The 24,630-nt window shown below is 34.5% G+C and carries 23 protein-coding genes; 22 read left to right on the forward strand and 1 reads right to left on the reverse strand.

What is annotated here, in order from left to right; translation table 11 throughout:
• The first annotated feature begins 3 nt into the window (after positions 1-3).
• The 21 genes from rfbB to purD all read left to right on the forward strand — a co-directional run bounded on the left by rfbB (position 4) and on the right by purD (position 23,324).
• Positions 4-1,029, forward strand: a complete 1,026-nt coding sequence (gene rfbB, locus WAA86_RS01875; RefSeq protein ID WP_337299269.1) for a dTDP-glucose 4,6-dehydratase — start codon at positions 4-6, stop codon at positions 1,027-1,029.
• A gap of 82 nt (positions 1,030-1,111) precedes the next feature.
• On the forward strand, positions 1,112-1,465 hold the full coding sequence (locus WAA86_RS01880) for a four helix bundle protein (RefSeq protein WP_337299270.1): 354 nt from the start codon (positions 1,112-1,114) through the stop codon (positions 1,463-1,465).
• Between the two features lie 62 nt (positions 1,466-1,527).
• A complete protein-coding gene (gene rfbA, locus WAA86_RS01885) occupies positions 1,528-2,385 on the forward strand; it encodes a glucose-1-phosphate thymidylyltransferase RfbA (protein ID WP_337299271.1) in 858 nt (285 codons plus the stop codon).
• 25 nt (positions 2,386-2,410) lie between these two features.
• The gene (gene rfbC / locus WAA86_RS01890; RefSeq protein ID WP_337299272.1) at positions 2,411-2,956 is read left to right on the forward strand and encodes a dTDP-4-dehydrorhamnose 3,5-epimerase; all 546 of its coding nucleotides are present in this window, start codon (positions 2,411-2,413) and stop codon (positions 2,954-2,956) included.
• Entirely contained in the window at positions 2,953-3,729 is a 777-nt protein-coding gene (rfbD, locus tag WAA86_RS01895; RefSeq protein WP_337299273.1) for a dTDP-4-dehydrorhamnose reductase, read from the forward strand. Before rfbC ends, rfbD begins: the two co-directional genes overlap by 4 nt.
• 17 nt (positions 3,730-3,746) lie before the next feature.
• Entirely contained in the window at positions 3,747-4,760 is a 1,014-nt protein-coding gene (pseB, locus tag WAA86_RS01900) for a UDP-N-acetylglucosamine 4,6-dehydratase (inverting) (RefSeq protein ID WP_337299274.1), read from the forward strand.
• A complete protein-coding gene (gene pseC / locus WAA86_RS01905; RefSeq protein WP_337299275.1) occupies positions 4,757-5,905 on the forward strand; it encodes a UDP-4-amino-4,6-dideoxy-N-acetyl-beta-L-altrosamine transaminase in 1,149 nt (382 codons plus the stop codon). The genes pseB and pseC overlap by 4 nt, the downstream gene beginning before the upstream one ends.
• Positions 5,898-6,602: a pseudaminic acid cytidylyltransferase gene (gene pseF, locus WAA86_RS01910; protein WP_337299276.1), complete on the forward strand. Its 705-nt coding sequence runs from the start codon at positions 5,898-5,900 to the stop codon at positions 6,600-6,602. The genes pseC and pseF overlap by 8 nt, the downstream gene beginning before the upstream one ends.
• A complete protein-coding gene (gene pseG / locus WAA86_RS01915; RefSeq protein ID WP_337299277.1) occupies positions 6,580-8,469 on the forward strand; it encodes a UDP-2,4-diacetamido-2,4,6-trideoxy-beta-L-altropyranose hydrolase in 1,890 nt (629 codons plus the stop codon). Before pseF ends, pseG begins: the two co-directional genes overlap by 23 nt.
• Positions 8,453-9,499, forward strand: a complete 1,047-nt coding sequence (gene pseI, locus WAA86_RS01920; protein WP_337299278.1) for a pseudaminic acid synthase — start codon at positions 8,453-8,455, stop codon at positions 9,497-9,499. Before pseG ends, pseI begins: the two co-directional genes overlap by 17 nt.
• A 1-nt stretch (position 9,500) precedes the next feature.
• Positions 9,501-10,808 (forward strand): hypothetical protein, encoded by a 1,308-nt coding sequence (locus WAA86_RS01925; protein WP_337299279.1) that lies wholly within the window; start codon positions 9,501-9,503, stop codon positions 10,806-10,808.
• A gap of 74 nt (positions 10,809-10,882) precedes the next feature.
• On the forward strand, positions 10,883-12,685 hold the full coding sequence (locus WAA86_RS01930) for an asparagine synthase-related protein (protein WP_337299280.1): 1,803 nt from the start codon (positions 10,883-10,885) through the stop codon (positions 12,683-12,685).
• 9 nt (positions 12,686-12,694) lie between these two features.
• Positions 12,695-13,435 (forward strand): acyltransferase, encoded by a 741-nt coding sequence (locus WAA86_RS01935; RefSeq protein WP_337299281.1) that lies wholly within the window; start codon positions 12,695-12,697, stop codon positions 13,433-13,435.
• Positions 13,428-14,600, forward strand: coding sequence for a hypothetical protein (locus tag WAA86_RS01940; RefSeq protein WP_337299282.1), 1,173 nt, complete (start codon positions 13,428-13,430; stop codon positions 14,598-14,600). The genes WAA86_RS01935 and WAA86_RS01940 overlap by 8 nt, the downstream gene beginning before the upstream one ends.
• A gap of 6 nt (positions 14,601-14,606) precedes the next feature.
• Positions 14,607-15,668 (forward strand): hypothetical protein, encoded by a 1,062-nt coding sequence (locus tag WAA86_RS01945; RefSeq protein WP_337299283.1) that lies wholly within the window; start codon positions 14,607-14,609, stop codon positions 15,666-15,668.
• 46 nt (positions 15,669-15,714) lie between these two features.
• On the forward strand, positions 15,715-16,896 hold the full coding sequence (locus WAA86_RS01950) for an O-antigen ligase family protein (RefSeq protein ID WP_337299284.1): 1,182 nt from the start codon (positions 15,715-15,717) through the stop codon (positions 16,894-16,896).
• The gene (locus WAA86_RS01955) at positions 16,889-18,193 is read left to right on the forward strand and encodes a lipopolysaccharide biosynthesis protein (RefSeq protein WP_337299285.1); all 1,305 of its coding nucleotides are present in this window, start codon (positions 16,889-16,891) and stop codon (positions 18,191-18,193) included. Before WAA86_RS01950 ends, WAA86_RS01955 begins: the two co-directional genes overlap by 8 nt.
• Positions 18,194-18,214: 21 nt before the next feature.
• A complete protein-coding gene (locus WAA86_RS01960) occupies positions 18,215-19,330 on the forward strand; it encodes a glycosyltransferase family 4 protein (protein ID WP_337299286.1) in 1,116 nt (371 codons plus the stop codon).
• Between the two features lie 75 nt (positions 19,331-19,405).
• Positions 19,406-20,758: an exopolysaccharide biosynthesis polyprenyl glycosylphosphotransferase gene (locus WAA86_RS01965; protein ID WP_337299287.1), complete on the forward strand. Its 1,353-nt coding sequence runs from the start codon at positions 19,406-19,408 to the stop codon at positions 20,756-20,758.
• Positions 20,759-20,861: 103 nt separating this feature from the next.
• On the forward strand, positions 20,862-21,848 hold the full coding sequence (locus WAA86_RS01970) for a UDP-glucuronic acid decarboxylase family protein (protein ID WP_337299288.1): 987 nt from the start codon (positions 20,862-20,864) through the stop codon (positions 21,846-21,848).
• Between the two features lie 201 nt (positions 21,849-22,049).
• Positions 22,050-23,324, forward strand: a complete 1,275-nt coding sequence (purD, locus tag WAA86_RS01975) for a phosphoribosylamine--glycine ligase (RefSeq protein ID WP_337299289.1) — start codon at positions 22,050-22,052, stop codon at positions 23,322-23,324.
• A gap of 87 nt (positions 23,325-23,411) precedes the next feature.
• Here purD and WAA86_RS01980 read toward each other — a convergent pair whose 3' ends face one another.
• A complete protein-coding gene (locus WAA86_RS01980) occupies positions 23,412-23,633 on the reverse strand; it encodes a DUF6341 family protein (protein ID WP_337299290.1) in 222 nt (73 codons plus the stop codon).
• Positions 23,634-23,672: 39 nt separating this feature from the next.
• On the opposite strand from WAA86_RS01980, the gene WAA86_RS01985 reads away from it, so the two are divergent.
• Positions 23,673-24,611 (forward strand): DUF6427 family protein, encoded by a 939-nt coding sequence (locus WAA86_RS01985; protein ID WP_337299291.1) that lies wholly within the window; start codon positions 23,673-23,675, stop codon positions 24,609-24,611.
• Positions 24,612-24,630: the final 19 nt, after the last annotated feature.

Here is a 24,630-nt window from a genome sequence, read left to right on the forward strand (position 1 = left end):
GTCATGAACATATTGGTTACGGGCGGTGCCGGATTTATAGGGAGTAATTTTATTGACTATCTTTTAAAAACCGATAAGCTTTGTAAAGTGATCAATTTAGATGTTTTGACCTATGCAGGAGACCTCAGGAATACGGAATCTTTTAAAAGTAATGAACGGTATACCTTTGTTAAAGGTGATATTTGTAATAGTTCATTGGTTACCGAATTATTTGACAACTATAAGATTAATGCGGTCATTCATTTTGCTGCAGAATCCCATGTAGATAATTCTATTGATAGTCCAGTTGACTTTATTAAGACCAACATTGAAGGAACTTTTGTTCTCTTGGAAGCGGCACGAAAGTATTGGATGGATGCGCCATTTGTGGTAAAACAAGAATTTGAGAATGCACGATTTCATCATATTTCAACAGATGAAGTTTACGGAAGCCTTGGTCCCAATGGATATTTTAAAGAGAATACCCCTTATGCTCCCAACAGTCCCTATAGTGCAACTAAGGCCTCCTCCGACTTTTTGGTCAGAAGTTATCACCATACCTATGGATTAAATGTGGTTACAACCAATTGTTCGAATAATTATGGTGCTCAACAACACGACGAAAAATTAATTCCGACCATAATAAGAAATGCCATACAGGGAAAAAACATTCCCATATATGGGGAGGGAAAAAATATAAGGGATTGGTTGTATGTAGAGGACCATTGCCGAGGAATTTGGGAAGTATTTTTAACTGGAAAAACAGGGGAAACCTACTTATTTGGCGGAAATGCCGAACGGACCAATAAGGACATAGCCATTAAAATTTGTCAGTTACTGGAGCGTAAAATTCCCAAGAAGGACGGGAGTTACAAAGATCAAATACGCTTCGTTGAGGATAGACCGGGGCACGATTATAGATATGCCATAGATTTCTCTAAAGTGAAACAAGAAATTGGATGGCAACCTGAGGAAAACTTTGAAACAGGTTTGGAAAGGACAGTTGATTGGTATTTAGGAAAGTACCGGAAATTAGGCGAGATGGATTAATGCGGAAATAACAGAAGTAATACGGTTTTGAGTTATGATAGTTATGTTGTGATGGAGTTATAATAAATTCAAATAGAAATTAATGGAAGTTAAATCCCATAAAGATCTCAAAGTATGGAAAGAGTCAATGGAGTTGGTTATAATAATTTATGCCGCTACGAAGGAATTTCCCAAGTATGAACTTTACGGATTAACCAGTCAAATAAGGAGAGCATCAATAACTATACCATCAAATATAGCTGAAGGAGCAGGTAGAAATGGATCTAAAGAATTTATTCGTTTCTTGTATATTGCTTTAGGTTCGTTATCCGAACTTGAAACACAGATTGAAATAGCTCTCAAATTAAACTATGTGAAAAATTTAGACGATGTGATATTGAAAATTACCTATATCAGAAGAATGTTATCAAAATTGATCAGAAGTCTAAAACAATAATGCTTTTTACAACACATAACATAACAACATAACAAACGTAACAAGATAACAGTTTTAAAAAAATGAAAGGTATCATATTGGCAGGTGGTTCAGGAACTAGACTTTATCCCATTACCATGGCGATGAGCAAACAACTGATGCCGATATACGACAAGCCTATGATTTATTATCCTCTTTCAACTTTAATGTCGGCCGGAATACGAGAGATACTCATTATTACCACACCAAAAGATATAGCACTGTTCCAAAACCTTTTGGGAGATGGTTCAAAGCTAGGGTGCGATTTTTCATATGCGACACAAGAAAGTCCCAATGGATTGGCTGAGGCCTTTATCATTGGTGAAGATTTTATTGGAAAGGATAAAGTAGCCTTGATTTTAGGAGATAATATTTTTTATGGAACAGGCCTATCCACCTTACTTCAGGAGAATAATGATCCTGATGGGGGCGTGATTTACGGTTATCATGTACAGGACCCGGAACGATATGGCGTTGTTGAGTTTGATCGAGAAGGCAAAGCTATCAGTATTGAAGAAAAGCCTATCAAACCCAAATCCAATTATGCAGTTCCAGGGATTTATTTTTATGATAACGATGTGGTAACCATCGCCAAAAAGATTCAACCAAGTAAAAGAGGAGAGTTGGAGATAACCGATATCAATAGGGTTTATTTGGAACAGGGCAGGTTAAAGGTAGGTATCTTGGACAGAGGCACCGCATGGTTGGATACCGGAACATTTCAGTCGTTAATGCAGGCCTCACAATTTGTTGAGGTCATTGAAGAACGACAAGGCCTAAAGATTGGGGCCATTGAAGAGGTTGCCTATACCATGGGTTATATTAATAAGGAACAACTGCAAAAACTGGCAGAACCCCTATTAAAGAGTGGCTACGGAAACTATCTAATGAATTTAAGATGATGTTATCCATTTTACCGACGATACTATGAAAATTACTGAGAGTCCAATAAAAGGTTGTTTCTTCATGGAGCCAATGGTATTTGAGGACGAAAGAGGACTGTTTTATGAAGCCTATCAAAAGAACAGATTTGATGATTATGTAGGGGATAAGGTCAATTTTGTGCAGGATAACGTATCCTTTTCAAAAAAAGGCGTTTTAAGAGGGTTGCATTTTCAAAGGGGCAATTCAGCTCAGGCCAAACTTGTTCATGTGATTAAAGGAAAGGTGTTGGATGTTATAGTGGATATCCGCCAAGGGAGTCCAACTTTTGGAAAACATGTTAAAATTGAGCTATCAGCTATAAACAGAAAGTTAGTTTATATTCCAAAAGGTCTGGCACATGGTTTTTTGGCATTGACCGATGAAGTCATTTTTGCATATAAGTGCGACGCCTATTACGATCCTAAATCGGAGGCTGGGATCTTATACAGTGACCCAGGTTTGGGTATTGATTGGGAAATGGCAGAGGATAGTTTAATACTTTCCGAAAAGGACTTGAAATTACCATTACTTAAAGATTTGGATTCATGAGGCAGGTTTTGGTTACCGGGGCGAATGGACAATTGGGGTTGAGCATCCGTGATCTCCAGACTACATACCCCAATATTGATTTTGTCTTTAATACAAGGGAGCAATTGGACATAACCAATAAGGATCAAGTAAAGGATATTTTTGATTCCGGAAATTTTGACTTTTGTATCAATTGTGCTGCTTATACAGATGTGGAACAAGCCGAGAAAACTCCGGCAATCGCATATAAAATTAATGCTGAGGGTGTCAAAAATATGGCTTTGGCGTGCAAGGAGTATAATGTGGTTCTGATTCATATTTCAACGGATTATGTTTTTGACGGGGAAAAAGGACTACCGTATACAGTTGATGACCTTCCAAACCCTATTAATGAATATGGGAAGTCCAAATGGGAAGGTGAAAAACATGTTCAAGGGATCTTGAAGAATTATTTCATTGTTCGCACATCTTGGTTATACCACAAGGAATATGGAAAAAACTTTTACAAGACCATATTGGAAAAAGCAAAGCAGGGTTTACCTATTCAAGTTACTGATGGCCAAATAGGATGCCCAACGAATGCTGTTAATTTAGCACAATTCATTTTAGGTCTTATTACCCTTGAAAACTCTACGTATGGAATTTCTCATTACACTGACGGAGAGAGTATGACATGGTACGAATTTTCTAAGAAAATAATCGCTGAAAATAATTTAAGTAGCGTGGCCACAGTTGTCAGGGACAATAATTATCGTAGTTTTGCCAAGAGGCCAAGGCAGAGTATTTTAAATTAAAGAAACAATTATATATAATGGATTTTACAGGCAAATCACTTTTGATAACCGGAGGGACAGGTTCCTTGGGAAAGGCTTTAACTAGTCATATTTTATCTAATCACTCTGAAATTAGAAGGATTATTATCTTTTCAAGAGATGAACAAAAGCAATTTCAGATGGCTCAAGAATTTCCTATTGACCAATTTCCCCAAATAAGATTCTTTATCGGCGATGTTAGGGACAAGGATCGGTTAATTAGGGCGTTTAAGGGTGTTGATTATGTTATACATGCAGCAGCCATGAAGCACGTCCACCTAGCTGAATATAATCCAGAGGAATGCATAAAAACCAACATAGGTGGAGCCCAAAATGTGGTTGATGCCTGTTTAGCTACCAATGTGGAAAGAGTGGTTGCATTATCCACTGATAAAGCTTGTGCTCCAATAAACTTATATGGGGCAACTAAATTGACATCAGACAAGTTGTTTATAGCTGCCAACAATATTAAAGGGGACAATCCAATTCAGTTTTCAGTGGTTAGATATGGCAATGTCATGGGATCCAATGGTTCTGTAATTCCATTTTTTATCAATAAAAAAAAGGAGGGCTCCTTGCCCATTACTGATCCGAATATGACTCGTTTTAACATATCCCTTCAAGGCGGAGTTGATATGGTAATGCATGCCTTAAAATATGCTTGGGGAGGAGAATTGTACGTGCCAAAAATTCCATCTTATAGAATTATGGATGTTGCGGAAGCTATTGCTCCTGAATGTGATAAGCCAATAGTTGGAATTAGGCCGGGAGAGAAAGTCCATGAAGAAATGATCACACCTTCAGATTCACTTTACACCTACGATCTAGGAAAGTACTATGCAATCTTACCTTCAACCCACAAATGGAGGTTGGAAGATTTTATCAAAGAATTTAACGCTAAAGCGGTGCCATTGAATTTTAGCTATAATTCAGGTGAAAATGACGAGTGGGAAACTGTAGATAGCTTACGTAAGCTAATAAAAGAACACGTAGATTCAAATTTTGCCATATGATGGGACCGATACCTTATGGACGTCAAAATATAGAGAAGGACGATATTGATGCTGTGGTAAAAACATTATCAGCAGATTTTTTAACACAAGGACCAAAGGTTAAAGAGTTTGAAGATAAGTTTGCCGAATATGTTGGCGCAAAATATGCCGTGGCCGTCAACAATGCCACGGCAGGACTGCACCTTGCTGTTTTGACCTTGGGGCTGAAACCAGGGGAACGCGTCATTACTACGCCAATAACATTTGCCGCTTCTGCTAATTGCGTAAGATATGCCGGGGGTGAAGTTTGGTTCGCAGATATTGATTCAGACTCATATTTGCTTTCATTGGAAAGTACTAGAAAACTAATTGAAAGTAAACCTAAAGGGTTTTTTAAAGGTATAATTCCAGTTGATTTTGGAGGACTTCCCGTTGACCTTGAAGCATTCAGAAATTTGGCCAATGATCATAATTTGTGGATAATTGAAGATGCTTGTCATGCTCCAGGGGGTTATTTTATTGACTCAAAAGGTCAAAAGCAAAAATGCGGAAATGGTAATTATGCAGATATAGGCATATTTTCTTTTCATCCAGTTAAACATATAGCATGTGGCGAAGGCGGGATGATAACCACGAACTCTAAGGCATTATATGATAAACTATCTTTATTAAGAACACATGGAATCACCAAGGATAACATGACAGAGGACCATGGTGGGTGGTATTACGAAATGCAAGATCTTGGATTTAATTATAGATTAACTGATATTCAATCGGCACTTGGAATTACTCAGCTTGTCAAAAATGTTGCTGGTGTCATAAAAAGAAATGAGATTGCTGATGAGTATAAAAAGGCTTTTGAAGGTAAAATTAAATATCAAAGTTTACCACAGGGCATGGTGAATGCTCACCATTTATTTGTAATTGAAGTAGAAGATAGAAAAGGGTTGTATGACTTTTTAAGAACACAAAACATCTTTGCGCAAATACACTATATTCCAGTACATACATTGCCATATTATAAGGAAATAGGCTACAGCAATGCTAATTTAAGTAACTCAGAAAACTATTATTCCAAGTGCATTAGCTTACCTATGTATCCAAGCTTAACAAACGATGAACAAATGTTTGTTATAGAAAAAGTATTAAATTATATCAATGGCTAATCTAGCAATAATACCTGCGAGAGGAGGAAGCAAACGTATTCCAAGAAAGAATATTAAACCTTTTTTAGGAAAACCTATAATTGCTTACTCTATCGAGGCAGCTTTAAAAAGCAATTTGTTTGAAGAGGTTATGGTATCGACCGATGATGAGGAAATTGCTGAAATCGCCCTACAATATGGCGCAAAAGTTCCTTTTTTGAGAAATGATGAAACTGCAAATGATTTTGCTGTATTGGCAGATGTAGTTCAAGAAGTGGTTTCAAACTATAAGAAGCAAAACAAGATTTTTGACAATATTTGTTGTATCCTTCCAACTGCACCTTTTGTAAAGTCAAACAAAATTATTGAAGCCTATAAAAAACTTACAGATAATAATTTTGACAGTGTTTTTCCGGTTTTAGAGTTTTCATTTCCCATCCAACGTTCACTAAAAATGAATGACGATAAAGTAACAATGGTTTGGAGCGAAAACTTAAACGCTCGTTCACAAGATTTAGAACCCAGGTACCATGATTCTGGTCAGTTTTATTGGTTGGAATATACCGCTTTTAGCGCAGGGAAAAAGCTATTTACAGACAATTCTGGAGCGATTGTAATTTCAGAGTTACACGCACAAGATATTGATACAGAAACTGACTGGAAGCTTGCCGAAATAAAATATAAACTCATGCTGAATGACCAAAAATGTAATCTTTAGGGCCGATGGAAATTCATCCACTGGATTAGGTCACTTATACAGATTATTTAGTCTGGTTGAAATTGTTAAGGACACTTTAAATTTTGTTTTTTTAACTAGTCAATCCTCAACAAGTTCAGTAATACCTAAAAACTATAACCTAGCATTTATACCTCAAGAAATTAGTATTGACGGAGAGCCAGAATGGATTGCAACTAATTTTTCACCTGATGAATATATTATTATTGCGGATGGATATCAATTCTCCTCTTCTTATCAAAAACAAATAAAGGATAAAAATTTTAATTTAATATATATCGATGATTTAGCCAAAGAACATATGTATGCTGATGTGGTTGTAAATCACTCCCCCTATATACAGGAAAAACATTTTAAAAAAGAAGCTTATACAAAACTAGCGCTAGGAACAAAGTATGCCTTGCTAAGGCCACTTTTTTTAAAAGAAGCCAAACACATAAAGACTATAGAAACAGTTGATAGTGCCTTCGTATGTTTTGGTGGCGCAGACCCTCTAAATTTAACATTAAAGGCGGTTATTGCGCTTTTACAAATACCTAGTTTTAAAAATATACACGTTGTTTTAGGCGGAGCGTATAGAGATACAGACATTTTTGATCTTGAAGAGATACATTCTGATAAAATTTTAATATATCGAAATCTTTCCGAGGAAGACCTAATAAAAGTAATGCAACAATGCAACTTTGCTATTGCACCAGCAAGCACCATTTTGTTTGAACTCTCTTGTATTAATATGCCGATTTTAAGTGGTTTTTATGTAGACAATCAAGAACTGATATATAAAGGCTTTTTAAATAATGATGCTATTTATAAAGGTGGAAATTTGAGTGATTATCAGGTTTCAGATTTTGTAAAGAAAATTCAAGTAATTTTAAAAGAAAATAAATTTAATGATCAAATAGTTGCCCAAAAAGCATTATTTGATGATAAAATTGCAGCTAGACATTTAAGTTTAATCAAAGAAAGTTTATTAACCTTAGGAGTGCTCTGCAGTGGTGGATTAGGTCTGGATACCCTGTCAAAAATAGTTAAAAATCATACGGTACATTTTATTTTAACGGATAGTAATTCGGATGCAATTATAGAATTTGCCACTAAAAATAACATTCCATTTTATGCTGGTAATCCACGAAGTGGCAAGGGTTTTAATTTTATAAAAGAATTTAGCGTAGACGTCATCATATCAATTAATTATTTGTTTTTAATTGATGAAGATATAATTAATCATTCTAAGTTATTAACGTTTAATATTCACGGATCATTATTGCCTAAATATAGAGGAAGAACACCACATGTTTGGGCAATAATAAACGGTGAAGATATAGCTGGAATCACAGCCCATATTATTGATGCAGGTTGCGATACAGGTAATATAATACATCAGATAGAAACACCCATAGAAGCCGAAGATACAGGAGCAACGATGCTTGAAAAGTATGCAAATGCATATTATCCTTTAGTCAAAAAGGTGATAAAAGATGTTGTCGATGACCAATTAACAACAACTATTCAAAAGGAGGAAGATGCTACGTATTTTGGAATACGTAAGCCGAAAGACGGAGAAATTAATTGGAATTGGACCAAAGAAGCCATTAGAAACTGGGTTAGAGCACAGGCACATCCGTATCCAGGGGCATTTACTTATTACGAAGGGCAGAAAATAATAATAGATAAGGTGTCTATTTCTAATATGAAAATATCAAACAACATACAAAATGGTGTTATTGTTCAAAGTGCCCCTACAATAGTCGTTAAGGTCAACGACGGTGGGATAAATCTAGATATTATAAGAACTGAAAATTGTACATTTACAGTAGGAAAAACATTTTGTTATGAAAATAGGATCTAAATCTATAGGAGGGGGAAACCCATGTTTTATAATTGCAGAATTATCTGCTAATCATAATGGGGATTTAAATGTGGCCATCGAAACAATTAGAGCCGCAAAAAAAACAGGGGCAGATGCCATTAAGCTCCAAACATACACCCCAGATACTTTAACCATTGATTGTGACAATGATCACTTTAAAATAGAGGGAGGCACACTTTGGGATGGAAAATCATTATACGAGTTATACGGGGAAGCTTATACCCCTTGGGAATGGCACAAAAAATTGTTTGAGGTTGCTGAAGAGGAAGGCTTAATTTGTTTTTCTTCTCCATTCGATAATACAGCGGTTGATTTTCTTGAAAATTTAAATGTTCCTGCTTATAAAATAGCTTCATTCGAAATACAAGACATTCCATTGATAGAATATGCCGCATCAAAGGGAAAACCTATTATCATTTCAACGGGAATAGCTGAAGAAGAAGATATACAATTAGCAGTGGATACTTGCCGAAAAGTTGGCAATAATGATATAATCTTATTGAAATGTACTTCTTCATATCCCGCACCCTTAGAATTGGCAAATCTAAATACAATTCCGGATTTAAAAGCCCGTTTTGGGGTTGAGGTTGGGTTTAGTGACCATACATACGGTTCTTTAGCGCCAACAGTGGCAACAACCTTGGGGGCAAAAGTTATTGAAAAGCATTTTATTTTAGACAAGGCTGTAGGTGGTCCTGATGCTGATTTTTCTTTAGACGTTAAAGAGTTTACCGACTTGGTCAACCAAGTTAGGGACACGGAAAAACTATTGGGAAAGATATCCTATGAAATTTCTGATAAAGTGAAAAAAAACAAAAAATTTGCAAGATCCCTGTTCGTGGTTAAAGATGTTAAAGCGGGTGATATAATTACGAAAGAAAATATTCGTTCCATACGGCCAGGATATGGAATGCACCCAAAGCACTATAATGATATTTTGGGAAAAAAATTTAAAAGTAGTTCTAAAAGAGGAGAACCATTATTCATTGATATGATTGATAGCAACTAGGATGAAGTTACTTTTTATAGAGAACAGATATAAAACATTTTTTTACGATAAAATTGCCGATCAATTAGCCAAAAGTGGCCATGAAATACATTGGCTTATTCAAAACAAACAATTTTTACCCTCCGGAGATTTTGAGAAGTTTGTAATAGAATATCCGACAGAAAAAAGTGTTCATTTTGAGGAGGATGAGGCCGTTGAAGAAGTTATTAGAAGTGACAGGCAGATTAATCATTTTGGGAAAAAAGATACCTCTTATTTTTATTACTATAATTCTGTCATCAAAAAATACCTCAAAAATCTAAACCCTGATTATGTATTTGGTGAATCTACCGCTTTTCATGAGCTTTTGACCATAGCGAATTGTAAAAATCAAAAGATTCCTTATTTGAATCCATCAACATGTAGATATCCTATTGGTCGCTTTTCATTTTATAAATACGATTCCTTGGAGCCATACAAAGGCAGTAATGAAGAGTTATCAATTAGAGATGCTGAGGAAGTAATAGATCAAATAATTAATAGAAAAACAGTTCCTGATTATATGAAACCCTCTCCGGTTTCTAAACAACGTATTTTAGAGGACAAGTTGAAAAAATTAATTTCTTACGCAAAGGGAGAAAAGTATAACACGCCAAGCCCCATAGTAAAGTATAAAATAGAAAAAAAGAAAAAAAGAAATATTGAAGTTTGGGATGATAGCGCTAAAAAACTTATTGATAATTGCTCTTCGTATAAGATTTTATATCCTCTACAAATGCAACCAGAGGCAAATATTGATGTTTGGGGGAAAAAATACAGGGACCAAACAAATCTCATTAGAAGATTAGCTGATATACTACCAGATAATTGTTTGCTTTATATAAAACCAAATCCTAAATCTAAATATGAACTAACAAATGAGTTAATTTCATTAGTCAACAATAAAGCTAATATAATAAGCTTACATCATTCTACTAAGATGGATAATGTTTTGCCCCATATGAATCTAGTTCTTACAGTTACGGGAACTATCGCTATAGAGTGTATTTTGAGCAATAAACCAATTGCTACTTTGGTAAAAACAATAAACAATAAAGCAGGTAATTGTGAATTTATTTCAATCTTGGAAAATGACTTAATGTCGATAATTAATAGGATAGAAAAAAAATATTCTCCTCTTACTAACCAAGAAAAGATAGATTTTATAAATGTTCTGAATCGCAGTAGTTATAAGGGTATAATTTCTGATCCGTTTAGTGACAAGAATTGTATGTCCCCTAATAATATTGCAGACCTTGTTAAAGCTTTTGAATCAATACTCAAAAAATAATTCTTTCAACAGGTATATATTTTGATTAATTACCATTGTTTGAAAAATTCTAATCCAGAAATTAAGTCGAGAAAATGCAAATAATTTTAGACCATGTTAAGGCTGCAGAAAACTTTGATAATAGAATATGTAACAACTTTACTATTCATTATCAGTTAGAAGAAAAGGAGGTATTCTTTGAGAACTCAAAGTTTTATTTGTTCTTGAAATCAAATTACTCAGAAGAATATATCAACGGAATACTCAGTGCTCCGGAAAAAGTAACACAAAGAATTATTTATGATTCTTTCAAAAAGGACGGCTTCTGGGTAATAGTAAAAAAGGAAGATAACCAAATTTCAGTTCATAGGGATCTTTCAGGAATTTGTACGGGCTATTACCACATAAATGAAAAAGAGGTCTCTATATGTACCAATGTACACTCTTTGGCACTTAGAAAAGCAAAGGAGCTTGATAAGATAGCCGTGTACCAAATGTTATATTTTGATTTTTTGTGGGATGGGCAGACAATTTATAAGGGAATTGAGCAATTAAGGCAAGGGGGTGAATTAGTGCTAAGTAAAAAATTTGATATCCTAAAAAACACTTTCAATCTACCCGAAATATTGGAAGAAGAAAATCAGCTCTCAGAAGAAGAAAATATAAAAAGGCTGAGAATGGAAATAGTTGAGGCACACAAAAATTATGTAAACGATAAGAATGTGGTTTTCTTGTCTGGGGGAATCGATTCTGTAGCCATGTTAATTGCTCTGAATGATCTTACGGGAAAAGAAAATATTGTAAATCACTCATTCAAGGTCAAAGGTACTGAGCAGGATGAAACCGTTTACGCTGAAAGTATAGCAAATCATTTAGATAACAACTTATTAATTATAGAAAGGGATTTTTCAAATGAATTGAATGAAAAACTCTTTAAGCAGGAGATTCTAAAAATGAACAATCCTTATCCTGGAATGTGGATATTTGGAAATCAGTTATCCAACTCCAAACATACAACTTATTTTGCAGGACAAGATACCCGTTTACATACGCCATCATTAAATGCCCTTGACGATATCGCATTTAAAATATTTAAATTATCCAAAAAAGGATTTAAAACAGTGTTTTACGTTTTTGATCTCTTATTATGGCCTTTCAAACTAATGTTCTCTTTCCTTTTGAAGGTCACTAATTCCAAAAGCAAGTACTTCCTTGGCCTGAGAAGAGCATTGTTCATTTTCAATACTAAAAAATACATTGAGTTATTTTACTTCAAGGCAGACAAGACCATTCTTGAAGCACTTAAACTTCCGATAGATCATTTTGATAAAATTAAGGCTAAATATGAATTTTCTTTAGATAAAATTTCTGATAAGCGGTCACTTTACAACAACATCGTACTAAAAAAATGGCCTGAACAATACGTAAACGATATCCGTTATATGGTAGATATGGCAAATGTCAAAGGGGCTAAACTGGCAATGCCATTTTATGATATCGATCTAGCTAAATTTTCGGCAAGCATACCTTTCGAGCTTTCAATTAAAACGATGGTTGGCAAGGCTCAATTCAGTGATAATTCAAGTAGGATTAATAAGTTTGTTCTTCGTGAAGCTTTAATAGATAAAATAGACAAAAAAACTTACCTGAGGTCAAAAGCTGTTTCAAGAACGGGACATCTTATATTTACACAAGGGTTAGATCTTATTTTGAAAAAAATCATAAATGAAGATTTAGAATCCAAATCTTCATTTATACGTGAATACCAATTGAATAATTTCGTTTCAAAGTTTTTGAACAACAAGAAGGAATGGAAAATGACTGATGATAAATTTTTACTCAAAGTTTATTACCTTGTTTCTTTTATCGTTTACAGGAATCAATTAATCAATATGTAAACTACTGGAATGATTACATTATTAACTTTATTATTTGGATTTATCCCAATAAATATTATTAAAATATTTTTATTGAATTCCCTTGGGCATAAAATTTCTTACAAATCGAAAATAGGAATTTCAGTGCTATTGATAAAAAGGATAGAATTAAATAATAATGCTAAGATTAACAATTTCAATTTCATCAAAATAAAAAAACTTGTACTAAAAGACGGAAGTTTTATAGGAAGATTTAACATAATAAACGGGCCTTTCGAAATGTCTTTGGATAGTAAGGCGGGAATTTCAAAACAAAACAAAATTAGAAGGTCCAACCCACCCATCTCATATGGCAATGCTGTTTTGAGTTTGGGATATAATTCGTTCATAGTCTCCAACCATTTTTTAGATCTAACGAGGTCCATAGAAATAGGGGAAAATTCTATTATCGCAGGGATCGGTACCCAGTTATGGACACATGGTTACTATCATTCAGATAAGGGCAGTCAGAGAATCAGAATAGACGGTGAAATTATAATCAAGAACAACGTTTATGTTGGATCTAGTTGTATTTTTAATCCAGGGGTTGTGGTTAATGAGGCTATTCATATTGGTGCAGGAAGCACGGTTTCCAAAAATCTCGTGGAATCAGGAATGTATGTGAGTCAATCGTTGAGGTATATCGATAATGATATGGAAAAAGTAAAGTCAAAACTTGATAGAATGGATGACTTTCAATCGGTAGAAGAAGTGTATATTAAAAATGTATAATGGTTTAAAATTAAATATTAATAGAATAACACCCTCCAATATATTGGGAAACCTAAGCGTGATCCTAATAATTGTAGGGTTTTATTTTTATTTAATTGCTGAGATAGTCTTTGATTCCTTTAGTTTTAGACCGGCATTTTTGTTTTTGGCTTACATCTTTTTTTTACTCAATATTTTTATTACCGGTAAGATAAAAATAGATCATCAATTATTTTTCTATTTATCCGTATCCTTAATAATTTACGCAATATCCAGCCCTTTTTGGCTTGTTCCTTATGATATAAACGTATACCTAAGTGCAATTACCGCTATTGTAATAATCAACAACTATGAGTTCTTCTTAAAGGCAATTAAAGTCTTTATTTTTTGCACATTGTTATTGGCGTTTTATGAATTCGTGACTAAAGAGTATCTTTTTGTTGTAGAAAGACAGACATATTTGGGTTTTAGAAGATTAGATGAAGTTTTTTTTGGTGGATTGTCGGGCATTTTTAGAGCAAAGGTATATTTCGAAGGGCCTTTAGCATTATCACAGTTTGCAATTGGTGCGGCCTTATTGTTCAGGAATAATCTCAAACTTCTCTACGCGATACTTCTGATTTCTATTTTTGCTAATGGAAGATTGGGAATAGTTGTCTGTGTGGGTGTTATCGCACTTTATTACTTTAAAAGATACGATATAGGCTCATTTATACTTAAACCAAAAACGCTCTTAATTATACTCACTAGTTTTATATCAGTTATAGTTTTATTTTTTAGTGTTTTGGATAAAGCATCTATAGAAAGGTTAACTGAGGCTTTTAATACTTCCAATAAGGGAAATTCTGATAGAATCCAGTTTTGGATCGATGGTTTTAAAATGTTGATGCATACAGATTTAACTCACCTTATTTTTGGAAACAATGGAAAATTTGAAAGTGTGTATAACAATAATGCCGAGAATGGTTGGTTAACTTTACTGTTGAATAATGGAATTGTAGGGTTTGTATATTATTTTATTCCGATAATTCTTATAATTATTGTTTCTATAAAGAAAACCCCAATGGATGTGTTCTATATATTTTTGTTTATATTTTGTATGTTTGTTCAAACGTTTCATTTGGGCGCCTCCGCAAATCTTTTTTACTGGCTAATTGTATTCTCTTTTTTGAAGCCACATAAATAGCCACTTATGAATCATAGAGTATTTCTTCTTTTGTTAGGTTTAACACCAATCATTTTTGCTTGGAACTGTAAGAATAATTTAGAAAAAAAAAAGGAGACTGTAATTAGTTCGGTAAATGACCAAGGCTATGTAATTAATGCCGAATATGTTGTTGGAGATGCTAGGCGTTATGGTGTTTTTCCCAATTCTACAAATACTGAAATTAATCCGATTACAGGAAAACCTGTAATAATAAGTCTATTGGACCTCGCTGAAAAAAGAAATATTGAAATCACCTTTATTACAGGCGATTACCCACATGATCTGAATATTAAATCAAGGAAAAATTTAAAACTTAATTTCCTTAACACAAGTTTTAATGCATTAACCATCTCTGGTTCCAAAAATATAAAATCATCGGATATAAAATTAAGGGGGCAATTGGTGCTTTTTGATAGATTCGGCATACATCAAGCTAATAAAGTATTAATTGAAAGCTTGATACTAAAGTCGGATACGACCAAAAATCTCAGTGGACTTAGAAGTAGGGGTTGCCACATCTACAAAGGAGTATCTAATTTGCATATAAATCACTTGGAAATTGATGACTCTGGTTCGGGAATGAACAAAGCATATATAAATACACATGCAGCTTTGGTTATAGATGGAATGGGAGATAGTCCAAACAGCGTATTTATTAAAAAAGTAATTATTAATTCTTCCGATACTCATGGTGCATATATAACAGGTAATAATCATAAAATTGATACCTTAGTCATTTATAATTTTGGAAAGGGAACAACAAGATTTATGTCCAAAATGCAAGAGGCGAAATCTGGCCAGGAACATATAAAATCTGGTGTTTGGATAAACAGATGCAATAATTGTATGTTCAAAAATATAACTGTTTATACCAAGAATTCACCGGAGGGGTTTCCTTTAAAATTGGATAAGGGTAAACCAAATATGCCTACAGTCATTGAAAGATTGGTTTTGGATACCAAGTATAGGGACACGCTAATTGTTGATGAACTCGAAAGTAACATTATAGTTAAAAGAATAGATGTTTTTGAAAATAAGATCAATTAGGGAACCTAGGCAAAAAATTCTCTCCTTTTTAACAATTATCTTTTTTATGAGCTTTATATGGTCCTTTGCCATTAGCTCAATAATGTTTGGTGTGTTCTTGTTATTCTTTTTTATAGATAAAAATAATGTAAGTCATAAATTAAAAATTTTATCTAAAAATAGAGCCGTGCTAATTTATGGCTTGTATTTTATCTTTATCCTTGTAGGTCTCAGTTATAGCCAAAATTGGCAACAAGGATTGAACAAAGTGATAAGCTTGTCACCATTGATAATATTGCCTGCCATATGGATAAGTGAACAACTGAACCTCAAACACTATGAGGTTATATTAAAATATGTCAAATATTTAGTAATATTTTCGTTTCTCCTTTTGATTTTTAACCATCTTTATATCGAATCCAGGCAATTGGGTACGTTTGTGCAATATGCTATATATAGAAGAATTGGTGCAAGTCAGTTTTATATTGCATTTATCTTATTCATACCTATTTTACATTGTTTTTATGAATTAGAAAAGAAAAAGCAGCTTGTTATAAATATTTTATGCATAACTTTTTTGTTTTTCTGTATAATGATATTAAATAACAAAACTTCTTTTGTTCTTGCATTCGTTCTTCTCTTAATTGGGCTATATAAAGTCCTTCGCACAAGTAGTTTAAAAATTAAAATCCTTTCGGTTATAACTATAAGCTTAGTTTTTTTACTTCTAATGAGTTATTCAACAAAAGAGTTCAAATCTAAATATGAAGTTTTTGTTAAAACTACTGATTTTGATATAGAGATAATTAAAACTAAAAACAGTGTTACATATACCCAAAATACATTTGAACATAGAATATTGATTTGGAATATCTCGCTGTCTGAAATAATTAAAAACTTACCATTTGGTGTTGGGACTGGAGATTATCAAGAAGTTTTATACAATCGTTTTGAGGAGATAAATTTTAAGACAGGCTTAAAATTAAATTTAAACTGCCATAATCAATATATCACTGAGTTTCTAAGAATTGGATTGCTTGGTGGCACTTCATTCTTAATCTTAATTTTTTATTTATTTCAAAAAGCCTCCTTTAAGGACAAATATTATTTATTTATGATATTTTCCTTTGCTATTTCTTGTTTTTTTGAATCTTTATTGGAAAGACAACATGGTGTTATGATTTTCGCTTTTTTCATTCCGTTTTTTCTTGGCTACGACAAAGAATTGAAATCTGTTTTACATGAATAATTGGGATATTCAAAAAATATTTTACAACTCCGGTTTTAGTAAAATATTTTTATTTCTTAAAAACCAATTTTGGTTCTTCATTTCTTTTGCAGTTAGTAAAGGGCTTGTGTTTTTAACGCCATTGTTGTTTGCTGAAATTCTAAGTATTGAGTCTTTTGGTATTCTTGAATATGCGCTTTCAGGCTTAGGTTTTGTTTTAAATACCCTGCTAAATTTAGGAGTGCCAGGATCATACCCATATTTTATCCTTAAAAAGAAAAAAATCAATGTTAGAAATGGATTTAGCATTCATCCTCTATGGTTGTTACTGGTTTTTATAGTTAACACAATTTTATACTTATTTAAAGCTGTTGATGAGCAAATATTTCTAGCCATGAATATTGCATTCGTGATTTCCAATCAAATATTCTATTCGATACAACTGAAAAGTCATGAGAAGTCAGCATTAGCGGTAGTTTTAGACTCCGGTGTTTACTTAGTTCTTTTCGTTTCCTATATAATTTTCAAACTAAAATTAGTTGCCATTTCTATTCCTGCCATTAATTGTATTATTTTCCTGTATGGTATTTACTATGCATTTTTGGGAGTAAAGAACTTCAGCAAAGCGGACAAAAAGAATATTGTAGTACATTATAAGCTAATTCTGAGGTACAGTAAAAATCTGTTAATAGCTTCTTTTCTTATTTTTTTAATAACCTCATCAGGGAGAATAGTTGTGGAATGGTTTTTTGGATTCGATGAAGTAGGTATTTATGGATTTTATTACAGACTTGCAGCTATAGTGGTTATGGTTCATCAAATAATCAATATTACATATTTTAAAAAAATATATACTGTTAAGCCACAGATTCTAGACAACTATTTTGCTGGATTTTTTGCCTTTATTTTTAGTTTTTCAATTGTTTTCTATTACAGTTCGCCTATAGTAATGAACTCTCTGTCAACATTTTTTAGAGAGACCTATTCTGACAATAGCGCTGTATTTTTTATTCTTTCATCTCAAATGGTAGTATGGATTGCTTCCGCACTAAATTCTAATATAATAGATAGAGAGAATTTAATGAAACAAAACAATATTAGGTTCATAATACTTGTAGTGGTATTTATGTCAATCCTTTTGCTGTTTAAAGCGTCTATGACTTTTGAACTGGTTGCTTATACATTATACTCATCAATTTTTATTGCATGTATTATTCAATATTATAGTCTGTATAAAAAGGACATTTATTTTTATAAATCGGCCGTAGTATTATTTGTAAGTTTTACAATAACTTCCTTGATGTTTTTTAGTCGATAGGTGTAAATAGATATTTGAATTATGAAAAAAGCTTTAATACACGATTGGTATTATATAAATGGAGGAGCAGAAAAGGTTATTCATTCTTTTAACCAAATATGGTCGGACTTTGAACATTTTGGGTTAGTAGATTTTTTATCTGAAAAAGACAGGGCTTATATATTGAATGGGCAAATGGTCAAAACTAGTTTTATTCAAAAATTGCCAACAGCAAAGTCCAATCACCGGAAATTTCTTCAAATGTTCCCTTATGCTATTGAACAATTTAATTTGGAAGAATATGATTTTGTTTTGAGTTCCTCTTCTTCCATTGCAAAAGGGGTTATTACACATCAGGATCAATTGCACATTTGTTATTGCCACTCCCCTATGAGGTATGCCTGGGATCTATATCACCAATACTTAAATGAGGCAGGCTTGGATAAAGGAATGAAAGGGATATATGCAAAGTATGTGCTACATAAGATGCGTAATTGGGATATAATAAGTTCAAATCGTGTTGATCATTTCGTGGCAAACTCTGAATTTATTGCAAGGAGAATATTTAAGGTATACAGAAGAGAATCAAAGGTGATCTATCCGCCAGTGGACACTGAGTCTTTTAAGCTCGAAAGAAATAAAGAGGATTTCTATTTTACGGCTTCTAGAATGGTTCCCTATAAAAAAATTGACCTAATTGTAAAAGCTTTCAATGAAATGCCAGACAAAAAATTGGTGGTTGCTGGTACAGGTCCTGATTTTGAGAAAATTAAAAAATTAGCAAAAGATAATATTGAATTTTTAGGTTTTGTTTCCGAAGAAATATTAAAGCGTTACATGCAATCAGCCAAGGCATTTGTTTTTGCAGCGGAAGAAGATTTTGGAATTGTACCTGTGGAAGCTCAGGCTTGTGGAACTCCGGTGATTGGTTACGGTAGAGGGGGGCTGTTGGAGACGGTTAAGCATGGGATTTCAGGTGTTCATTTCGGTCAGCAATCTGTCAATTCAATAAGGGAGGCAGTTTTATATTTTGAAAGTTTAAATTTTGAACCCGAAATAATTCGGGAAAGTGTTGAAAAATTTTCAAAGAACCGGTTTGAACTAGAAATGAAAAATTATGTTGAATTAGAATATTCTAAATTTAAAAAGCTTAGATAAGGAATATTGTTAGGTCATAATTTATCATTTTTATAATATTATATTTGCGTTTAGAATTAATTTCCAATCCAAATAATGTTCTCTAACCAACACCGTTATTCTGGTTTTATCAACCCCATATCCTATGCGGTGGATTTATCGGTGATCAACCTTTTTGCCTATTACCTGCCCATTAATTTTTTGACACCTGTTCTATTCCATACTTATATTTCTATTTTATGGGTGGTCATATCCTTTAAAAATGAGTTTTATGAGGTATATCGATATACCAAAGTGACCTATATCGTAAAATTAATTTTTTCGCAGTTCGTATTCTTTTTTCTAACGCTCTATGCTTTTATAGGCTTTTTTAAGCAGCCCAATATTAGTCGATTGGTTTTGGGTCAATATTTCATTTTGGTAGGGTTGACCGTTTCGGCTTTTAAATTCCTCAATTATGTTTTACTCATGAAGTACAGGGAACGGGTAAAGGGTAATTTGCGAAATGTTGTTGTGATTGGTAAAAACAAAAAAACAGAACAGCTGATAGAAGTGTTCACCAATAGGGCTGAATATGGATATCATTTTGTAAAGCAATTTTGTCCCAAGGATAGGGGATTTAACATCCAAAAAACGTTTGATTATATCTTGATCAAACAAATAGATGAAATTTACTGCTCCATTTCCGAATTAAAGAATAGTGAAATCAATGAGTTTATCAATTTTGCGGACAACAACCTTAAGACCTTAAAGTTTATACCGGACAATAAAAACATCTTTGCAAAGAAGCTGAAGTTTGAATATTACGATTATATACCTGTTCTGTCCTTAAGGGATATTCCCTTGCACAATCCCATCAATTCATTTATTAAAAGAGGCTTCGACGTTATCTTTGCGATTATTGTCATCCTTGGTTTACTCTCCTGGCTTACACCTTTATTGGCTATAATCATATCGTTGGAATCCAAAGGACCCATATTCTTTAGACAAAAAAGGAATGGTATAGATAATAAGGAGTTTTACTGTTATAAATTCAGATCCATGGCGCCCAACAAAGATGCCGATCGTTTTCAGGCCAGTAAAAATGACATGAGGATTACAAAAGTTGGTCGGTTTATAAGACGAACCAGTATTGATGAATTACCACAATTCTACAATGTTTTTTTTGGGAATATGTCCGTTGTGGGCCCTAGACCCCATATGGTAAGGCATACATTTGAATATGCCAATAAGGTCGATAAATATATGTTGCGGCATTTTGTGAAGCCTGGTATTACCGGTTTAGCACAGGTCAGAGGTTATAGAGGTGAAATAGAAACAGAAGTTGATATTTTGAACCGGATTAAATTTGATATCTTCTATATTGAAAACTGGTCCCTGTTCCTGGATATGAAAATAGTTTTCCAAACCGTGTTAAATGCCATCAAAGGGGAGGAGAAGGCATATTAATACAAGTAATCCTTTATTTTGGCTGTTAATCTTGAATAATCCCACCATGAAGTTTATTATGGTATTTTCGATAATTTTATAGAAGTAAGTAAAAGCATTTGGAATGAAAAGAGTCTTAATTACCGGGGCAGCTGGATTTTTGGGATCGCATTTATGTGATCGTTTTATTAAAGAGGGCTTTCATGTCATCGCCATGGACAATCTTATCACTGGCGATCTAAAAAATATTGACCACCTTTTCCAGTTGGAACAATTTGAGTTTTATCACCACGATGTCACCAAATTTGTCCACGTGCCTGGTAAATTGGATTATATTCTGCATTTTGCCTCACCGGCAAGTCCGATCGATTATTTGAAAATCCCGATCCAAACCCTAAAAGTAGGAGCATTGGGTACTCACAATTTATTGGGATTGGCCAAGGACAAAGGGGCACGGATTCTTATTGCGTCCACCTCGGAAATCTACGGTGATCCTTTGGTGCACCCGCAAACCGAGGAATACTACGGCAATGTGAACACCATCGGTCCTAGAGGGGTCTATGATGAGGCCAAGCGCTTCCAAGAGTCCATTACCATGGCATATCACCGATTCCACGGGGTAGACACCCGTATCGTGCGGATATTTAACACCTATGGACCTAGAATGCGATTGAACGACGGTCGTGTCATACCTGCGTTTATGGGGCAAGCATTAAGAGGTGAAGATCTTACCGTTTTTGGTGACGGCTCACAAACCAGATCTTTCTGTTATGTGGATGATGAGATTGAAGGAATCTATCGCTTGTTGATGAGTGATTATACCGACCCTGTCAATATTGGAAATCCACATGAAATTACCATCAAGGATTTTGCGGAGGAAATTATCAAACTAACTGGAACGGATCAAAAAATCATCTATAAACCATTACCTAAAGATGATCCTATGCAGCGGCAACCTGATATCTCCAGAGCCAAGGAAATATTGGGATGGGAACCTAAGGTTGGTAGGGAAGAAGGGATGAAGAAGACCTTTGATTACTTTAAATCTTTATCCCAAGAGGAATTGGTAAAGACAGAACACCGAGACTTTGCGGATAGAAATAGAAACTAAATAAAAAAAACCCACCGGTCAAGGTGGGTTTTTTATTGGAGTACGACCCGAGAGCAGATTGGAATCCTCAATTCTATTTCATAATTACTTGCCTTTTGGAAAGTTTGATTTTTCCTTTTAAGAGTTACATTTTACATTCCGTTTGATACTAAAAATATATTATCTAGGAGAAAACTGTATTTTTGCCCAAAACTTACAAAAATGAACATCCTGATCCTTGGTGCAGGTGGCCGTGAGCACACCTTAGCATGGAAATTAAAGCAAAGTCCAAAACTAGATCAACTGTTCGTTGCCCCTGGCAATGCTGGAACGGAAGCCATCGCAAAAAACCTGGCAATTGGAGTCAATGATTTTGAGGCCATCAAAAAAGCGGTGCTTTCCCATAATATCCAAATGGTCGTGGTGGGTCCTGAAGATCCGCTGGTGAACGGTGTCCATGATTTCTTCTTGAACGATTCAGAAATTCAACACATTCCTGTTATAGGTCCACAAATGGCGGCAGCTAACTTGGAAGGCAGCAAGGACTTTGCCAAGGAATTTATGATGCGCCACAACATTCCCACGGCGGCTTATAAAAGTTTTACTGGGAATAATCTGGAGCAAGGCTATGCATTTTTGGAAACATTGAATCCGCCATATGTGCTGAAGGCCGATGGTTTGGCAGCTGGAAAAGGAGTGGTGATCTTAAATGATTTGGATGCCGCAAAAAAGGAACTTCAGAGCATGCTCGTAGATGCCAAATTTGGTAATGCAAGTGCTACCGTGGTTATTGAGGAATTTTTGTCGGGTATAGAACTGAGTGTTTTTGTATTGACCGATGGGGAAAACTATAAGGTATTGCCTACAGCCAAAGACTACAAACGCATAGGAGAAGGTGATACCGGACTCAATACAGGAGGAATGGGCGCTATCTCCCCTGTGCCGTTCGCGGATAAGGCGTTTATGGACAAGATACATGAACAAGTGGTGGAACCTACCGTAGAAGGTCTTAAAAAGGACGACTTGCCATATAAAGGATTTATTTTTATCGGTTTGATCAAAGTTGGGAATGACCCTAAGGTGATCGAATATAACGTTCGTTTAGGGGATCCTGAGACTGAGGTGGTTTTACCTAGGATTCAGAATGATCTACTAGTGGTGTTCGAAGCAGTAGCCAACCAGACCTTGGACCAGATCGATCTGAAAATTGATGAGCGGACCGCCACCACGGTAATGACCGTTGCCGGAGGATATCCCGAAGCCTACGAAAAGGGCAAGGAGATCAAGGGATATGATACTATCTCTGATTCTTTGGTCTTCCATGCCGGTACTACCCTAAAAGATGGTAAAGTAGTTACCAACGGCGGAAGAGTCATGGCAATTACCTCCTATGGTAATAATTTCAGAGAAGCACTGGCTTTATCCTATCAGAATTTGGAAAAGCTACAATTTGACGGGATGTATTTCCGAAAAGATCTTGGTTTCGACCTAAAATAAAGGGAGAATTCAAACAATAGAAAATCCGCATTGGATATAGATTGCTATAACCAATGCGGATTTTTAATGTATTCTTGCGGAAATCTACTAAAGAAAGGAGTGCGCGTTGGCGTCCTTACTTTCCTCACCGGCATCGTTGAATTTTTTCAATTGTATCATCCAGTAAACCATGGCTACGGCACCAATGATCATAAACATCCAGTTTAAAAAATTAGCCGCCCACCAGTTTTCCATAAAACGCAATTGGTCCAATGGCCAAAACAGGAAGTTCACAAATAAATCCGCAATGCCTTCAAAAAATGCTGTCATGTTATTTATCTTTACCGCACAAAAATATAAAAACCTAGAATGATTTCAAGCATTTTTGGCAAAACAAAACCTATTAACTACATTATTTTGTTGGTGTTCTTGTTTTTGTTCTATTGGTTTGCCCATTTTTTTCTTTTTGTAGATACCGGACTATCCGAGGAATTACTTTATAAAATGGGTTTTTTGATTCTTCTGATGTTCAGTGTTTTTCTGGTTGATTTCATATTGAAACGTAACAAACTCACCAAGACCAACTCTTTTGCCATCCTATTTTTCACTATGTTGATGGTTGTTTTTCCTGAGGTGCTCACCGATGAGAATGCCATATGGTGCAACGTATTTCTTTTGTTGGCAGCCAGAAGATTGTTGAGTATAAAATCCATGAAGAACATAAAGGTAAAAATTTACGATGCCTCGCTTTGGATTATGGTGGCCAGCCTCTTTTACGATTGGGCCATATTCTATCTTGTTCTGGTGTTTATTGCAATTTATTTATATGACCCAAAAAATGGTAGGAATTGGCTGGTGCCATTTACGGGATTTTTTACCGTGGCCATGATTGCTTATGGAATTTTGCTGATTTTTGACAACCCCGAATTTTTAAATGACCATTACCAATTTAACTTTCAGTTCAATGTGGCCTATTTTACCCATATTGGAAACAGCATTAAATTGGTAATCTATATCCTGATGACTGCAATCGCAGGGTTGGTGGCCTTCGTGAAATTACGGAGCTCAGGTTCCGGAAAGATCATAGCGATGCGACTAATTGCGCTCTATTTTTTCATCTCCATGGTCATGGTGGTGCTCATTTCCGCCGATAATACCTATCCGGTATTAATGACATTTTTTCCAGCAGTTATTTTCTTTACACATTACATAGAATCCATAAAGAAGCCCAACATGAAGGAGATGGTACTGATAGCTGCTGTGCTCGTTCCCTTCCTTGTCTTCTTCGGGGAGCTTTTGAATAAATAAAAAGTATCTTTGCCTTAAA

Source organism: Sediminicola sp. 1XM1-17 (genome assembly GCF_037203765.1).
In the GTDB taxonomy this organism is placed as follows: Bacteria; Bacteroidota; Bacteroidia; order Flavobacteriales; family Flavobacteriaceae; genus Sediminicola.

Bases quoted from the DNA above. Each gene is read 5' to 3' on its own strand.
- rfbB (WP_337299269.1), top strand. From the start codon at position 4: ATGAACATATTGGTTACGGGCGGTGCCGGATTTATAGGGAGTAATTTT.
- WAA86_RS01880 (WP_337299270.1), top strand. From the start codon at position 1,112: ATGGAAGTTAAATCCCATAAAGATCTCAAAGTATGGAAAGAGTCAATG.
- rfbA (WP_337299271.1), top strand. From the start codon at position 1,528: ATGAAAGGTATCATATTGGCAGGTGGTTCAGGAACTAGACTTTATCCC.
- rfbC (WP_337299272.1), top strand. From the start codon at position 2,411: ATGAAAATTACTGAGAGTCCAATAAAAGGTTGTTTCTTCATGGAGCCA.
- rfbD (WP_337299273.1), top strand. From the start codon at position 2,953: ATGAGGCAGGTTTTGGTTACCGGGGCGAATGGACAATTGGGGTTGAGC.
- pseB (WP_337299274.1), top strand. From the start codon at position 3,747: ATGGATTTTACAGGCAAATCACTTTTGATAACCGGAGGGACAGGTTCC.
- pseC (WP_337299275.1), top strand. From the start codon at position 4,757: ATGATGGGACCGATACCTTATGGACGTCAAAATATAGAGAAGGACGAT.
- pseF (WP_337299276.1), top strand. From the start codon at position 5,898: ATGGCTAATCTAGCAATAATACCTGCGAGAGGAGGAAGCAAACGTATT.
- pseG (WP_337299277.1), top strand. From the start codon at position 6,580: ATGACCAAAAATGTAATCTTTAGGGCCGATGGAAATTCATCCACTGGA.
- pseI (WP_337299278.1), top strand. From the start codon at position 8,453: ATGAAAATAGGATCTAAATCTATAGGAGGGGGAAACCCATGTTTTATA.
- WAA86_RS01925 (WP_337299279.1), top strand. From the start codon at position 9,501: ATGAAGTTACTTTTTATAGAGAACAGATATAAAACATTTTTTTACGAT.
- WAA86_RS01930 (WP_337299280.1), top strand. From the start codon at position 10,883: ATGCAAATAATTTTAGACCATGTTAAGGCTGCAGAAAACTTTGATAAT.
- WAA86_RS01935 (WP_337299281.1), top strand. From the start codon at position 12,695: ATGATTACATTATTAACTTTATTATTTGGATTTATCCCAATAAATATT.
- WAA86_RS01940 (WP_337299282.1), top strand. From the start codon at position 13,428: ATGTATAATGGTTTAAAATTAAATATTAATAGAATAACACCCTCCAAT.
- WAA86_RS01945 (WP_337299283.1), top strand. From the start codon at position 14,607: ATGAATCATAGAGTATTTCTTCTTTTGTTAGGTTTAACACCAATCATT.
- WAA86_RS01950 (WP_337299284.1), top strand. From the start codon at position 15,715: ATGAGCTTTATATGGTCCTTTGCCATTAGCTCAATAATGTTTGGTGTG.
- WAA86_RS01955 (WP_337299285.1), top strand. From the start codon at position 16,889: ATGAATAATTGGGATATTCAAAAAATATTTTACAACTCCGGTTTTAGT.
- WAA86_RS01960 (WP_337299286.1), top strand. From the start codon at position 18,215: ATGAAAAAAGCTTTAATACACGATTGGTATTATATAAATGGAGGAGCA.
- WAA86_RS01965 (WP_337299287.1), top strand. From the start codon at position 19,406: ATGTTCTCTAACCAACACCGTTATTCTGGTTTTATCAACCCCATATCC.
- WAA86_RS01970 (WP_337299288.1), top strand. From the start codon at position 20,862: ATGAAAAGAGTCTTAATTACCGGGGCAGCTGGATTTTTGGGATCGCAT.
- purD (WP_337299289.1), top strand. From the start codon at position 22,050: ATGAACATCCTGATCCTTGGTGCAGGTGGCCGTGAGCACACCTTAGCA.
- WAA86_RS01980 (WP_337299290.1), bottom strand. From the start codon at position 23,633: ATGACAGCATTTTTTGAAGGCATTGCGGATTTATTTGTGAACTTCCTG.
- WAA86_RS01985 (WP_337299291.1), top strand. From the start codon at position 23,673: ATGATTTCAAGCATTTTTGGCAAAACAAAACCTATTAACTACATTATT.